General features: G+C 67.4%; 12 protein-coding genes and 2 pseudogenes. 7 read left to right on the forward strand and 7 right to left on the reverse strand.

Features of this window, described 5'->3' with window-relative positions:
• Window positions 1-118 precede the first annotated feature (118 nt).
• Window positions 119-637 (forward strand): O-acetyl-ADP-ribose deacetylase, encoded by a 519-nt coding sequence (locus tag AB0K21_RS09540; protein WP_343964425.1) that lies wholly within the window; start codon window positions 119-121, stop codon window positions 635-637.
• 91 nt (window positions 638-728) lie between these two features.
• Window positions 729-1,175, forward strand: coding sequence for a hypothetical protein (locus AB0K21_RS09545; RefSeq protein ID WP_364149029.1), 447 nt, complete (start codon window positions 729-731; stop codon window positions 1,173-1,175).
• 32 nt (window positions 1,176-1,207) lie between these two features.
• Here AB0K21_RS09545 and AB0K21_RS09550 read toward each other — a convergent pair whose 3' ends face one another.
• From AB0K21_RS09550 to AB0K21_RS09560, 3 genes are all read right to left on the reverse strand, one after another.
• On the reverse strand, window positions 1,208-1,771 hold the full coding sequence (locus AB0K21_RS09550) for a hypothetical protein (RefSeq protein ID WP_343964421.1): 564 nt from the start codon (window positions 1,769-1,771) through the stop codon (window positions 1,208-1,210).
• A 332-nt stretch (window positions 1,772-2,103) separates the two neighbouring features.
• The gene (locus AB0K21_RS09555; protein ID WP_364149032.1) at window positions 2,104-2,409 is read right to left on the reverse strand and encodes a hypothetical protein; all 306 of its coding nucleotides are present in this window, start codon (window positions 2,407-2,409) and stop codon (window positions 2,104-2,106) included.
• Window positions 2,410-2,411: 2 nt separating this feature from the next.
• Window positions 2,412-2,828: a hypothetical protein gene (locus tag AB0K21_RS09560; RefSeq protein WP_343964417.1), complete on the reverse strand. Its 417-nt coding sequence runs from the start codon at window positions 2,826-2,828 to the stop codon at window positions 2,412-2,414.
• A gap of 146 nt (window positions 2,829-2,974) precedes the next feature.
• Between AB0K21_RS09560 and AB0K21_RS09565 the strand changes: the two genes are divergently transcribed.
• Complete coding sequence (locus AB0K21_RS09565) at window positions 2,975-4,117, forward strand: helix-turn-helix transcriptional regulator (protein ID WP_343964415.1); 1,143 nt, start codon at window positions 2,975-2,977, stop codon at window positions 4,115-4,117.
• A 93-nt stretch (window positions 4,118-4,210) separates the two neighbouring features.
• Here the strand turns inward: AB0K21_RS09565 and AB0K21_RS09570 are convergent.
• Together AB0K21_RS09570 and AB0K21_RS09575 are read right to left on the reverse strand one after the other, a co-directional pair.
• Window positions 4,211-4,387 (reverse strand): annotated as a pseudogene (locus tag AB0K21_RS09570) (replication initiator); the annotation flags it as partial.
• A gap of 73 nt (window positions 4,388-4,460) precedes the next feature.
• Window positions 4,461-4,655 (reverse strand): annotated as a pseudogene (locus AB0K21_RS09575) (replication initiator); the annotation flags it as partial.
• A 420-nt stretch (window positions 4,656-5,075) separates the two neighbouring features.
• Between AB0K21_RS09575 and AB0K21_RS09580 the strand changes: the two are divergent.
• Both AB0K21_RS09580 and AB0K21_RS09585 read left to right on the forward strand, forming a co-directional pair.
• Window positions 5,076-7,733, forward strand: a complete 2,658-nt coding sequence (locus tag AB0K21_RS09580) for an ABC transporter substrate-binding protein (protein ID WP_364149034.1) — start codon at window positions 5,076-5,078, stop codon at window positions 7,731-7,733.
• Window positions 7,734-8,099: 366 nt separating this feature from the next.
• Window positions 8,100-10,133: a hypothetical protein gene (locus tag AB0K21_RS09585; protein WP_364149036.1), complete on the forward strand. Its 2,034-nt coding sequence runs from the start codon at window positions 8,100-8,102 to the stop codon at window positions 10,131-10,133.
• A 4-nt stretch (window positions 10,134-10,137) separates the two neighbouring features.
• Here the strand turns inward: AB0K21_RS09585 and AB0K21_RS09590 are convergent, their stop codons facing one another.
• Both AB0K21_RS09590 and AB0K21_RS09595 read right to left on the reverse strand, forming a co-directional pair.
• Window positions 10,138-10,533 (reverse strand): DUF4345 domain-containing protein, encoded by a 396-nt coding sequence (locus tag AB0K21_RS09590; RefSeq protein ID WP_343964407.1) that lies wholly within the window; start codon window positions 10,531-10,533, stop codon window positions 10,138-10,140.
• Between the two features lie 53 nt (window positions 10,534-10,586).
• Entirely contained in the window at window positions 10,587-11,405 is an 819-nt protein-coding gene (locus AB0K21_RS09595; RefSeq protein WP_343964405.1) for an NAD(P)H-binding protein, read from the reverse strand.
• Between the two features lie 140 nt (window positions 11,406-11,545).
• On the opposite strand from AB0K21_RS09595, the gene AB0K21_RS09600 reads away from it, so the two are divergent.
• Both AB0K21_RS09600 and AB0K21_RS09605 read left to right on the forward strand, forming a co-directional pair.
• Window positions 11,546-12,547 (forward strand): AraC family transcriptional regulator, encoded by a 1,002-nt coding sequence (locus AB0K21_RS09600; RefSeq protein ID WP_343964403.1) that lies wholly within the window; start codon window positions 11,546-11,548, stop codon window positions 12,545-12,547.
• Between the two features lie 74 nt (window positions 12,548-12,621).
• The gene (locus AB0K21_RS09605) at window positions 12,622-13,410 is read left to right on the forward strand and encodes a neutral zinc metallopeptidase (RefSeq protein WP_364149039.1); all 789 of its coding nucleotides are present in this window, start codon (window positions 12,622-12,624) and stop codon (window positions 13,408-13,410) included.
• The last annotated feature ends 220 nt before the right edge of the window (window positions 13,411-13,630 follow it).

Genomic DNA, 13,630 nt, shown 5'->3' on the forward strand with positions numbered 1-13,630 from the left:
CCCGGCAACGTCGCGCCCCTGACCTCTCCTGGAATCACGAAGGCCGAGCAGTACCGAAACGACCGAGGAGTTCGGTTGTTTCGGCCGAGGTCGGAGTTCTTCCGGCAGACTCGACCTCATGGAGATCACGCTGGTCCGGGGGGACATCACCGCTCAGGATGTCGACGCCGTCGTCAACGCCGCCAACTCCTCGCTGCTGGGCGGCGGCGGAGTCGACGGGGCCATCCACCGGCGCGGTGGTCCCGCGATCCTGGCCGCCTGCCGCGACCTGCGGGCCTCGCACTACGGCAAGGGGCTGCCGACCGGCCAGGCGGTGGCCACCGTCGCGGGCGACCTGCCGGCCCGCTGGGTCATCCACACCGTCGGCCCCGTCTTCTCCGCCGCCGAGGACCGCTCGCACCTGCTGGTCTCCTGCTACCGCGAGTCCCTCCGGGTCGCCGACGAGCTGGGCGCGACCAGCGTCGCCTTTCCCGCGATATCCACCGGCGTCTACGGCTGGCCGATCGACGACGCCGCCCGCATCGCGCTCGGCACCGTACGCACCATTCCGGCTCAGGTCACCGACCTGCGGTTCGTCCTGTTCACCCCGGACGCCTACACCTCCTTCGAAAAGGCCCTCGCCGCCGCAGGATCTTGAGATGTGGGTCGCCGGGAGGCTGTGGTCAGGATGAAGAGCGACAGCTGGAACCGGGGGTAGAGGACGCAGGGCAGGGGCCGCTGAGGGCGCCGTGAACAGGGTTGCCCGACAGGTCGGCGGGGGTGGGCCAGCCCTGGCAGATCCCGGCGAGTACGACCAGGTGCTCGACACCGGTGTCCTGGTCGACGCGGTGCCCGACCGTTACCGGCACCTGACCGGCCTGGACCGGTACTTCGCGATGGCCCACGACGTCCAGGACGTCCCGGCACTGGAGATGATCAACCCGCGCCCGCCCGGCGCGAACGGCCGGACCCCGCCGCCCACCGCACCGCCGGGTCGCCACACTCGACCATCGACCGCCGCAGTGGGATCGCACCGCCGCCCACGGATCGAGCTGCGACTGACCGGACCAACCGCTACGCGGCTCCCACGGAACGCTTCACATTGCGCCAGCTCTGGCGATCACGAACATCCAGCGCTTGAACTTACCGACATAGCTAGCCCTAAAAGCTCACAGGGCGCTCTGACCAGCCTCTAGCGGCTAGAAGGACAGGGCTTGCGCTGTCTGCATCATTCGCGGCAAAGTTCATATTCACCCGGGGCCCGTGTCGAAAAATTCAATCCCCACGCGGCATACAACGAGGTGGGTACGGGCGGCGCGCAGACCCGCGCGTTGTAGTCACCTCGGAAGCGCCACTCGCCGCGGCCCTCACGTGCCCAGAAGTGCAGTTCGCTCAGCGACGCGACCACGTAGTAGGTGTCGGTCTCCTCGCTTTCGCCGTAGACCACGCCGTAGTAGACAACTCCCCCGGTGGCCACCCTGGCAGACTTTGCGGAGGGGCCAGCGGCGGTGCGGCTCGCGGTGGCCAACTTGTCGCGGGTGGCTTGGCTTATCTTGAGCGGCCACGCCCTCCCGGCGGCCAGGCGCTTCTCAGGTTCTTCCTCATCTTCATCCGCGTTATCGTCCAGGATCTCTGTCACCGCACCCGTATTCGCGACCGAAGTCGGTGGCGAGGACAGGGGATCCACAACCCTCGATGACGCGCCGACTCCAAACAGCACCGCCATGGTTGCGCCTACGAGGGCGAGCAACATTCCTGTGAGCACCACCACGCCTGCCAGCGATCTATGCATGTGTAATTTATAGCATCGCAGGATTTACACGCTTAAAAGATCATTCGTCCGGCTCCTATCCAAAGACGATCGAATGGGTTGAGCCCTGACGATCGCCGACTCCGGATCCCATCGACGAGAGTCGGGGCGATCGACTGCCGCGCCCCTCCTTCGTCGGGGCTTGCCACCGGGTGACCATGGCGACGTGAACAGCAACTACTAATTCCCCGTCTTGCCTCACCCCATCGGCCGCCCACGTTCAACGGTCCCGGATATGCAGCTGCCCAGGCTGATCAGGATTCATCCCAGGTCAGCTTGGAAGTTGCGCCCGCTGCGACCACCGGCCCCAACCGCTACGCGGCCCCTTTGGGGTGCTTCGCATTGGCGCCGGCCGTCTCCGCTCCCGCGCATGGTTCGCAGGAGTTGACGTCAGCGGTTTTCACTGTGCGCTTTTGTGACTGTCGGAGCTGTAGGCGGGTCATCGCATCATCGACCAGGCGGCCGAGGTTTCCCAGTTCGTAAACCATCCGGTGACGTTCGCCGTCCTCCCAAGCCCTGATGGCCGCCCCGAGGTCACCCGACTTCCCAGCAGTGATGATGATCTCTTGGCCGTTGACTCGCTTCGTGGCCGCATCGCCCAGGATGACCCAGCCGTACACGATCACGTCCCACGAGCGGCCAGGATCAGGTCAACCACCTTTTCCGGCTGTTCCTGCCCGACAGCCTGAAGATCAGGACCGTTGCGGATGGACACCAGGTAGCAGCCCGAGCGAGAGCCCACGGTCACCGTGGCATCGCGCCAGCCCTGAGGACCGATCACCGCCAGTTCGGGCGGATGCCGCTTCATCCATGTCCGGGAGTCAGGCCGGTTAGGCCAGGTGGGGAGGTCCAGGTGGCTGCCGTAGAGCCCGAGGCTGATCGTGTTGTGGCGGTGGGAACGGATGCCCCGCTCGGTGAGAAGCCGTTGCACGACGGCCAAAGCCTCGTCCTGGCTTTCCGCTGTGGCGTCGGTGATCGTCTCGCCGTACTCATCGCCACGCTGGTTTTCGTTCTGCCCCTCTGTTTCGGCTTTCGTCACTCTCATAACACCCGGCTTTCCTCTCACAGGCGTGCGCTCTTTGGGAGCCTCATGGTTCAGACCTGTTTTTGAGAGCACCAGCGGGGGCATCGCTTACAGCGATAGGAGCACTAGGGAAAGATCGCTCACAACGATACGCTCATTCGGTGGATGTGCGGAATTTCCCAGAAGCCCTTAAAGCGATCATGGAGCAAAGAGGATGGACCCAGACCGATCTCGCCCGTGAACTGGGCGTTTCCCAGGCATGGGTCTCCGAGGTGTCCCGAGGTCAGAAGGACACCGGCATGGCCAAGGCCGTCAGCCTACTGGCACGCGTAGGCCGGGAAATACGCATATCACCCAAAGTGGAGGAGTCTGTGGAACGCAGGGAATTTCTGGCAGCTGCCGCATCCGTTATCTTCGTTCCCTCTACCGGCGCGAATTCCTACCAGGACGCCAACTATGTGAATGCGTTGGCCACGTCACTTGCTCGCAGCCGGTATGAGCTTGGCGGAATTCCGCTTATGTCGCGTGCGTCAAGCCACATGCAGCACGTCGATCGGGTATTGAAAAACGTCAACGAGCGGTCCCTGCAAAAAGCGGTTTCCGAGCTTATGTACCAGGTCACCCTCGTTCTGTATGACGCCGGGAAGCTGGCCCAAGCCGACCGGACCGGCGGAATCGCGCTTGACCTCGCACTGCGAGCCCAGGACTTCAAGAGCCAGGCCCGCGCGTACGACAGCCTGAGCCGGGTCAGTCTCTACCGAGGCGATCACGCCCGAGGAGTCACCTACGCTCAGCGAGGACTACAGGTCCCGGACATCACCAGCAGTCAGCAAGCCTCCTTGAACATGAGGCTTGGGCGTTCTCTGGCGCTCATACCCGAGCAGGGAGCAGCGTCCCGAGACGCGCTTAATCGCGCGCTCAACGTCGGTGGGCTTTCCCCCTTCGGAGAAGCCGCCTTGTCGGGCGATGTCGGTATAGGACTGAGCCACCTTCGTGAATACCAGGAAGCCGGAACGCTGCTCAACGAAGCGGCCAGCACGATCGGGCAGTGGTCGCCGCTCTTTAGGGCTCAATATCTGGGACGGCAGATCCAAACGGCTCTAAGAGCCTCCGACCCGTCTTTCGCAGCCGACCGAATGAACGAGCTGGCTCGATCACTCCCGTTCATCGCTTCGGCCAGAGTCAACAAACGGGTCCACGAAATACTCCGAGCATCCCTCAAATGGAACGCCACCCCGGAGATACGGCAGGCGCGCGAACACCTGCAATCCATGCTTTCTCCCGAAGCGCCGCCCTCCGCGTGACGGGATCACGTTGAAAGTCGAAGCAGATGATTCCGCCCGTTCACGAGCGGTCATGCGGGCAGTGGCGATGCGTTGCCGAGCCAGTTCAGCCCAGAAGGGTTCGCCGTTCCGGTGGCTGCTTCCGGCGTAACGCCACTCCGACAGGGTGAGCGTGTTCCCTTCGACGGGGTCGGGCAGGCCGAGGAGCATCCGGGCTTGCGCGGCGCGGTAGTCGGCACGGGTCCGGCGTCGGTCGCCGAGAGTCGTGGAGTAGTAGCGCGACTTCGTGGAAAAGTGGCCACGGGCAGCCCAGCATGTGAGCCCACTGCCGCAGCGGGAGCAGCCGGTATTGAGGCAGGCGGTTCAGGGCGAAGCAGGTGAAGATCATGCGCCGGGCGTGTTCGGTCACGGCCAGCCGGGCGACCTCTCCGGCGTCACGGATGCGACGGTCCACCGTTCCCGCGGATTCGGCCCTCTTGGTCGCGTACTTGGCAACGTACGACGCCACCCGCTGATCACTCACGCCGTCCAGGTCGGTGGAGAGGTAGACCGGCCGCACGTCGAGCTGATCCCCCCAGCGCAGCAGGACAGGCGGGGGTTCGTCCGGCGATTGATCGCGGGCTGGGTGCTGTTCGCCACCATCGCCATCTCCCGCGCCCTGGCCCGGCAGTGACCGCGAAAGGGACCGCCCCCTGTCAGCTCTCCATTGCCCAGGGGCGTCTGTCGCCGCAGGCCAGAAGCGTGATCACGGGTCACGTTGGGCCTTCGGATTCGGTACGACAGGACGTCGTGGTATGAGATACCACTTTCTAGGAAAAATACCCCAACTACTAGCATCATACGAAGCCGTAAATCTGCGGAGAAACTACATGTTGTTAGTTCAATTGAAAATTGACACCATTACCCGGGGGACTCAAGTACGGTTTGACTCGATCCATTGATATATCCCAAGGGACAGGTTTCATCAAAGGAGACGGATGTGGCGCTCCCGCTGGGGATCCACTACCTGATCGGCAAATTCGACACCTTCGCGGGCCACCGGCCCGATAATCGGAGGCTGCCGGTGATCCTGCTCAGGCGTGAGATCGAGGCCGACCCCGCGGACGACGCGGCCGTGCGGGCGATCGTCGACTACCAGGAGCGGCTCTGCGAGACCCGCGACGGCGCGAGGCGAGCCCTCGTCCCGTACGCCCTCATCGACGACACCCGCCTGCGGGACGCCGAGCCGCATATCGACCTACTCGACGACCTCGTCCACCAGTTGGCGCGCAATCTTCCCCGGGGAAACGGCGGTGAGCTCAAGCTGCCACGGTTCCACACCTGCCGGGCGGTACTGCGGACGTCGGCGGGGGACGGCACGATCGGCGCGAAGCGCGGTCAGCTCCGCGACGGCCTCTATCTGGAGCTCATCCGCCGGAGGAAATGGCTGGCGACCCTGGCACAACTGGCCGGGACCCTGGGCCAGGAGGGCCTGGTCGGCCTGGTCCGCACCGTCTTCAGCTTCTTCGTGTTCGGCTTACCCGCGTGGATCTACGGCCTCTGGCTCCGGGGCAGTCGTGGCCTGCGCTGGGTGGGGCCTCAGATACCCGGCGCCGGCGGGGACTTCCTGACGGCGGCCCTGGATCTCTCCGCCGAGGGCCGGTACCGGCAGGACCCGGTGCTGACCCAGCGGATCCTGGTGATGGCCCTGCTCCGTGATCTTGAGAGGGCCTCCCGGCCCTCGCGGCTGTGGATCTATCGCCTGCGGCGGCAGTGGTCGTTCGTGGTCCTGCTCCGCGAGGTCGGCGCCCCGGGCACCCCCGGCCGCCAATTCCTCGACACCTATGCCCACGTGGTCAGGGCCCAGGACTCCGCGCCCCTGATGATCCTGGGCGCCCTGACCGGCCCGGTGCCGTCCTACGCCGTTCCGGTCGGCTCCGACCCGCAGCACCCGTCCGCCGTCGCGGACCTGGTCGGCGATCTCTACCGGTCCGAGCCGCAGGGCCCGGTGACCGAGGGCGTCTACGTGGTGACGCTCTCGCCGGAGGACGACGACGGTGCGGCCGCGAACGCTCTGGCGCCTCCGTCCCGGGTCATGGTGCGGCCGAACAGCTTCGCGGACTACGTACGTCCGGCCCTGCTGCCGCTGGTGCTGGTGCTCGTCGCGGGAACGACCCTGTACTACCTCCGGCCTTGGCAGCAGAACTCGTGCGAGCGGGTGGAGACCGGCGAGATCGTGGGGGTCACCGACGGCCAGGAGTGCAGTCTCGCCGCTCCGGGCCGGGATGAGGAACTACGCGCGCTGGAGAAGATCGTCGATGAGCAGAACAGGCGCCTGGACCCCGACCTCCCCTACCGCTCCGTGGTCTTCTTCGCCCCGCTCAGCGCCAGAGCGGGCAACCTTCCCCCCAACGGCCTGCAGACCCTGCGCGGGGTGATCGCCGCACAGAACTGGTTGAACACGCAGAAGAAGCAGGCGGGCCTGCAGAGCCGGATGCAACTCAAGTTGCTCATCGCCAACCCCGGCGAACGTTTCGCGTACGGGGCACTGAGACCGGACAGTCCCGATGATCCGAACGTCGCCGCAAAGATCATCGGTCGTGCGGCCGAAGACCGGATCGTGGGCGTCGTCGGCATCACTCAGAGCCGCGAGGAGTCCCTCGCCGCGGTCAGGGAACTGGGCGCCGAGGACATCCCGGTGATAGCCAGTTCCGTCACCGGAAGCAACATGGTCGAAGACCACAAGTCACGCAACTACTTTCAGGTCTCTCCGCCGAACAGCCGGATCGCGCAGATCATGGTCGAGTTCTCCCGGCACTCCGACCAGATCCGGGTTCCCTCCCACACCTCGCAGAACGCCGACGGCTATCGGAAGGCCGTTGTCGTCTACGACCCCGCGGACGAATCCTTCAGTGTCGACCTCATGGAGAAATTCACGGAACAGTACGGTCCGGGCGCGGTCGAACACGTCGCCTACGACGAGAACGACCCCAAACAGCAGCCGGGCGATGTGGCCGCGAGAATCTGCCGGGCGGCGGAGAAGCCGCAGGGGCTGGTCGTCTACACGGGCCGGTCCGCGTTGATACCGAATCTGTTCGCCGCCCTGCAGAGGTCCAGCGAGTGCGAGACCGGGGGAATCGTCCCGCCGCTCAACATTCTGTCGGAGACCATGCCGAAGGACTTCATCGAGGAACCTCACATCCTGAAAAAGAACTACCCCTTCGTCAGGCTTTTCTACACGGGTTTCCTGGACTTGGAAACGACACCACTGCCCTTCTCCTCCCAAAAATTCATAGAAAATTTCGGCAATGTGTTCAATAAGTTGAAAATTACCCCGGACAGTGATGCCGCCGGTGGTTATGACGCGCTCAACGTCATGTCCGAGGCCGTCGACGCGGTTTATCTGGGGAGCCCGAAGACGGTCGAGTCCCATGAGGTGCAGGCCAGGCTCAACGACCCCGGCATCGAAGGACATCTGGGCGCGACCGGAACCCTCAACCTCGACAGCGGCAACAAGTACCCGCCGAACAGGCCCATCTACGTTCTCGAACCGCTGCCGGACGGCACGCAGCAGCAGAGGCTGGCGTGTGGCCTGCTCCCGAACGGGAAGAACCAGAAGATCTGGTTCACGGCCAACGAAGAGTTCGACTGCCCGTGAGCGAAGGCCCTGGATAGAGGATCATCCGCCTCCCCCGCCTCGGGCGGCCCCGTTTCCTCCGACAGCAAAACCGCCACCATCTGGATATTTCATATCAAGCAGACCCCGCCCGTCGGCGCCTCCGCCGACACCACCGTGCCGGGCATCCCGGGCACCCCTGCCGCGTCCAACGTGACCGCGAACACCCGTTACCAGGTGGGCCGCCCGAGTGGCCAGGCTGCTGAACGGCGAGCACTGGCGGCTGGTCGAGATGAACACCGGCCACTGGCCGATGTTCTCCCGGCCGCACGAGCCGGCGCGCGTCCTGCCTCGACTCTCTGGACGCAAACGATCAAAAGATGGCAGTGTTTGCGTAAAGGGGGCGATGTGCGGGTCGAGGACTTGTCCGATGCTGAGCGCCGGGTGTGGGAGGCGTTTCCGCTTGGGGAGGAGGTCGACTTCAGTACCGGGAGACCGGAGGAGGACGACCCGGCGGCGGGGGCGGCCTGGGACGAGGGGCGGACGATCCGGGCCAGGGTGATCGCCGTCCTGCTGATGAGCGAGGAGCCGCCCCGGTCGCACCGGATCCCGGCGCTCCGGATCAAGGGGGCCCGGATCACCGAGTGGGTGAACCTGGCCTACTCCACCCTCCGCCACTCCGCCCGGTTCCTGTCCTGTTTCTTCGTGGAGAAACCCAGCCTGCACTGGACTCGCTGCCCGCAGCTGAGCTTCAACGGCTCCCACCTTCCGGGCCTGTACGGTTCCAACGCGCAGATCGACGGGCATCTGCTGCTGGAGGGATGCGTGTTCACCGGCCCGGTGGAACTGCGCGGAGCCCAGCTCGCCGGAAGCCTCATGCTGAGCCACGCGCGGAGCACGGCCATCGACTGCGACCGGCTCCAGGCAGGGCGGGGCATCGCCGCGATCGGGCTCGACGCCACGGACCAGGTCGGGTTCTCCAACGTCAAGGTGAGCGGCACCGTGATTCTGGATCATGCCCGTCTGGCGGCCTCCGGCCGGAGCGCACTGAACCTGGACGGACTGATCGCCGACGGCAACGTCCTCTGCCGGTGGATGACGGTCACCGGGATGGTCAGCCTGCGCAACGCCCGGGTGAGCGGGCCGTTCGGCTTCACCGGAACCACGATCGACCATCCCGGTCAGATGGCCTTCCGCGGTTCCCGGGTCACCGCCGAAGGCGGCCTGTACCTGGGCGCCGAGTTCACCGCGACGGGCACCGTACGGCTGGCCAACTCGCGGGTCGACCGGGAGCTCAACCTGAGCGGCGCCCGCCTGATCCGTCCCGGCGGTGACGCGCTCCAGGCCGCGGAGCTACAGGTCGAGGGGAGCTTCGACGCGGAGGAGCTCAGCACCGAGGGGCGGGTGGATCTCTCCCAGGCGCGCATCTCGGGGTCGCTGAACCTGACCGGCACGAACCTGTCCGCGCCCGGCGAGGTCGTGCTCGACGCCGACGGGGTGAACGTCGGCGGCGGGCTGTCGTGCACCAAGGGGTTCCGGGCCGACGGTGCGGTCCGTCTCGCCGACGCGCGCGTCGGGACGTCCGCCGACTTCAGCGGCGCCCGGCTGAGCAACCCGGGTGGCCGGGCGCTCGACCTCGCCGGGGCGAGCATCGGCGGCGGCCTGGAGTGCGGGCGCGGCTTCGTCGCCGAAGGCGAGCTCACCCTGATCGGAACCCACGTCGGCAGGCACCTGTATCTCAACGACGCGACCCTGTCCGCGCCGGGCGGCCGCGCCCTGGCCGCCTGGCAGTTGCAGGCCCGCGAGCTGTACCTGCGCCCCAAGCTGGCGCCCGAGGGCGTCGTCGACCTGCGGCACGCCCAGATCGGGGTCATCCGCGACGACCCCGCCACCTGGTCGCCGCGCCGCCAGGACGGCCTCGGCTACGAGGCCCTGGATCCGAGGCTGCCCGCCGCCCGGCGCCTGGCCTGGCTGCGGGACGATCCCGACGGGTACGTGCCGCAGCCGTACGAGCAGCTCGCCGCCACCTACCGGCGGCTGGGGCAGGACGTCGACGCCCGTACCGTGCTGCTGGTCAAGCAGCGGCGGCAGCGCGCCGCGCTCCCGTTGTACGCGCGGGCCTGGGGGTGGCTGCAGGACGTCACGGTCGGGTACGGTTACCGCCCCGTCCGCGCCGCCCTGTGGTTTCTGGCCCTGCTCGTCACCGGTGCCGTCGTGTTCGCCGTGCACAACCCGCCCCGTGCCGAACCCGGCAAGGGTCCCGCTTTCAACGCGCTGTTCTACGCGCTGGATCTGCTGCTTCCGATCATCGACTTCGGGCAGGAGAAGGCGTACCAGCCCGCCGGCGGCGGCCAGTGGGTCGCCTACGGGCTGGTGATCGCGGGCTGGGTGCTGGTCACCACCATCGCCACCGGCATCACCCGCGCCCTGTCCCGCCACTGACCGCTCAAGCCGGGGTCTCTCGCCCGCCCTGGCGGCGATCCCGCACCAGGGCGAAGGCGCAGGCCAGCCCGATGATCAGCTCCAGCGCGGCCGCGAGCACCAGCCCGCTCGCCGGTATCCCGTCCAGTGCGATGCTCAGCAGGCGGGACAGGCCGTAGGCGAGGTAGGTCGCGGCACCGACGACCGTGGCGGTGAAGGCCAGCCGCGCGACGAACGCGCCGAGCAGGATCAGCGCACCGGCCGCCAGCAGCGCGCCGCCCGCGGCCCGGGTCTCGCTGAGCAGGCCGGCGTCGCTCCCGAGTTCGATGCCGTTGGCGCCGTGGAAGGCCGCGGGCGCGAACAGCGTCGCCGCGCCGATCCCGACCGCCACCACACCGGACACCAGCAGGATGAGTCTCACCGGTCTCGCGTTCCGCGTCTTCACCGCTCCCTCCGGCGGGTACGGCGGGCTCGTCATCTCCACGCCCCGGAAGCCGCGGCCGTACGGCAGAAGTCGGCGAAGTCGCGGGGCTCGCGGCCGAGTGCCTCTCGCACGCCGTGGGCCGTCGAGGCGTTGCGTCCGTCGAACACCTCTTCGCACAGGTCCGTGAGCAGGTCGGCGTAGCCGAGACCGACGCTCCGCTCCAGGGTGGCGTGAAACACCTCCGATGAGATGGCGACGTACTCGACCTGCCGGTCCGCGGCCTTCGCGATCTCGGCCGCGGCCTCGTGGAAGGTCAGCAGGCGCGGCCCGGTGAGCTCGTAGAGCCGTCCAGAGTGGCGGTCGTCGGTGAGGGCGGCGACCGCGACGTCGGCGATGTCGTCGACGTCGACGAACGGTTCCGCGACCTCGCCGGCCGGCAGCGCGATCACGCCGCCGAGCACCGAATCCCGCAGGTGGCCCTCACTGAAGTTCTGCGAGAACCAGCTCGTCCGGATGAGCGTGTGGTTCAGGCCGGACTCGCCGACGATCCGCTCGCAGCGCTGCGCGTTGGGCTCGCCCCTGCCGGAGAGCAGCACCAGCCGCTGGGCGCCCGCGTCGGCCGCGCACGCGGTCAGCTCCTCGATCGCGGCCGGTGCGCCGGGCGCGGCGAGGTCGGGGAAGTAGGAGACGTAGACGGATTCGGCGCCGCGCAGCGCCTGGGGCCAGGTGTCGGGCCGCTCCCAGTCGAAGGGCGGGTCGAGGTGGCGCGAGCCGCCCCTGACCGGGTGGCCGCGCTCGGCGAGCCGTTGCACGATTCGCCGGCCGGTCTTGCCGGTCGAGCCGATGACGAGGGTGTGGGGTCGCCGCATGCTCCTGATGCTCCTTTGGTTGCCGATGAGTCCAGTCTTGTGCGGCATCTCTGGACTAACAATGGAAAAAAGTCCGCTTTTCTTTGCAGCTCGTCTATCTTCGTGGACGGTTGGCCGAGAGCGGTGACACCATGACGGCCATGCCGAGTGCCCCTCGCCCGTTCCCCGCGCCCGCCGACCTGCTGGGCGAGACCCTGCACCTGCTCCGGCTGACCGGCACCCTCTACTGCCGTGCCGAACTCACCGCGCCGTGGGGGGTCGACGTACCGGCGCTCGACGGGTCGATGACGTTGCTGGTCGTCACCGCGGGCCGCTGCCTGCTGGAGATCGACGGAGCCGGACCGCTCCTGCTCCGGCAGGGCAGTCTCACCCTGATCCCGCACGGCACCCCGCACCGGTTGCGGAGCGGTCCCGACGCCGATACCGAACCGCTCTTCGACATACCGGTCGAGCAGGTCAGCGAGTGTTACGAGATCATGCGTCACGGTGGCGGCGGGGACCTCACGCACGCCACCTACGGTGTCGTGCGCTTCGACCATGTGGCGGCCCAGCGTCTCGTCGCGCAACTTCCCGAGGTGCTGCACATCGACGCCTGGGACGACGACGCCGCCAACTGGCTCAACAGCACGCTCCGGCTCATCTCCCGCGAGGCTCTCGCCCTGCGACCAGGCGGCGAGACCGTCATCACCCGGCTCGCCGACATCCTCGTCATCCAGGCGATCCGTTCCTGGCTCGACTCGGCGCCCGAGGCGAATCAGGGCTGGCTGGCCGCCCTGCGCGACGAGCAGGTGGGGCGGGCGCTCACGTTGATCCACCGCGCGCCCGAACGGCAGTGGAGCGTCGCCGCGCTCGCGCAGGAGGTCGGCATGTCCCGCTCGGCCTTCTCGGCGCGCTTCACCGACCTGGTCGGTGAATCCGCCATGCGCTATCTCACCCACTGGCGCATGCAGCTGGCCCGCATGCACCTTCGACGGACACCGGAGCCGCTCTCGGCGGTCGCCCGCCGCTTCGGCTACCAGTCCGAGGCGGCGTTCTGCCGGGCGTTCAAACGGACCTTCGGCGTGCCGCCGGGGAACGCCCGCCAGGCCGCGGATGACGCGGGCCCGGCGGCGCGAGGGTGGGACGGCGCCCCGACACGCTGATCCGCCGATCGCCACCCGGGCCGGCGCGAGCCGGGTGCGTGGCAGAGGCGCCGGGAGTTCTAAGCTGTCCGGTCATGCGCCTCCTCCCGTTCCGCGCCGGTTCCCGGCGACCTCTCCGGCGTTGGGTCCCGCTGGTCGCCGCGTGTCTTGCCGTCCTGCCCGCCGGAGTCGCGCAGGCCGCCGCGCCCAAGCCCTCGTTGCTGAAGTCCGGCAGGCTGGCGGCCACCTCGTGCCCGGAGCCGCCGCTCATCGACAGAGGCATCCCACAGCCGGGCGAGTACCTCACCGCGGTCATGAAGTGTCTGAACACCTCGTGGTCCGCCCATTTCGCTCGGTCCGGGCTGCGGTTCCGCGCGCCCACGGTCCGCCTCTACCCCGAACCCGCGCGGCGCGTCTGCGGCATACCCTGGCCCCAAGGCGCGGACGCCTTCTACTGCACGAAACGGGCCACGCTGGTGTTCCCGCTCACCGATTCCTGGATCGAGGACCGCACCGATCTGTACCCCTTCAAGGTGGCGGCCCACGAGTACGGCCACCACCTGCAGAGCCTCACCGGCGTCAGGGACCACTACGAGAGGCGCGTCCGCTCCGACCACACCCGCCAGGCCGAACTCGGCCGCCGCTACGAACTCCAGGCCGACTGCCTGTCGGGGGTGTTCCTGGGCAGCGTACGGGACTCGCTGCCCCGTACCGATCAGGACTGGAAGGCACTGTCCGAGAAGCTCCGCGCCAGCGGTGACGAGGGCGAGCGCCGCACCCACGGCAGCGGCGCCAACCGGGTCCGCTGGTTCGAACGCGGCTACCGCGCGCTCTCCCCCGCCGCCTGCGACACCTGGACCGCCAGCCCGTCCCGGGTGTCCTGATCCGCGGGACCGGCGGAAGAGACACGAGATGTCTGGCCGGCCGGAGGCTGTCACCAGTCCATCGGGCGGCCTGGCCGAGCCTCGGGAGCACTCGATCTCCACGACGAGGGCGGGCCGCCGGTTCCAGCATCGCTACGACAGGAACGCCATCAGTACACATAAAGTGCATTGAATCCCAAAATAGGATATTTCAGCGTCAATTCATTTGTGGCATGTATTG

This window comes from Streptosporangium sp. NPDC049248, from assembly GCF_040678965.1.
Taxonomy (GTDB): Bacteria; Actinomycetota; Actinomycetes; order Streptosporangiales; family Streptosporangiaceae; genus Streptosporangium; species Streptosporangium fukuiense.

Excerpts from the sequence above, each read along its gene's own strand:
- AB0K21_RS09540 (WP_343964425.1), top strand. The coding sequence starts at position 119 with ATGGAGATCACGCTGGTCCGGGGGGACATCACCGCTCAGGATGTCGAC.
- AB0K21_RS09550 (WP_343964421.1), bottom strand. The coding sequence starts at position 1,771 with ATGCATAGATCGCTGGCAGGCGTGGTGGTGCTCACAGGAATGTTGCTC.
- AB0K21_RS09600 (WP_343964403.1), top strand. The coding sequence starts at position 11,546 with ATGCCGAGTGCCCCTCGCCCGTTCCCCGCGCCCGCCGACCTGCTGGGC.
- AB0K21_RS09605 (WP_364149039.1), top strand. The coding sequence starts at position 12,622 with ATGCGCCTCCTCCCGTTCCGCGCCGGTTCCCGGCGACCTCTCCGGCGT.
- AB0K21_RS09595 (WP_343964405.1), bottom strand. The coding sequence starts at position 11,405 with ATGCGGCGACCCCACACCCTCGTCATCGGCTCGACCGGCAAGACCGGC.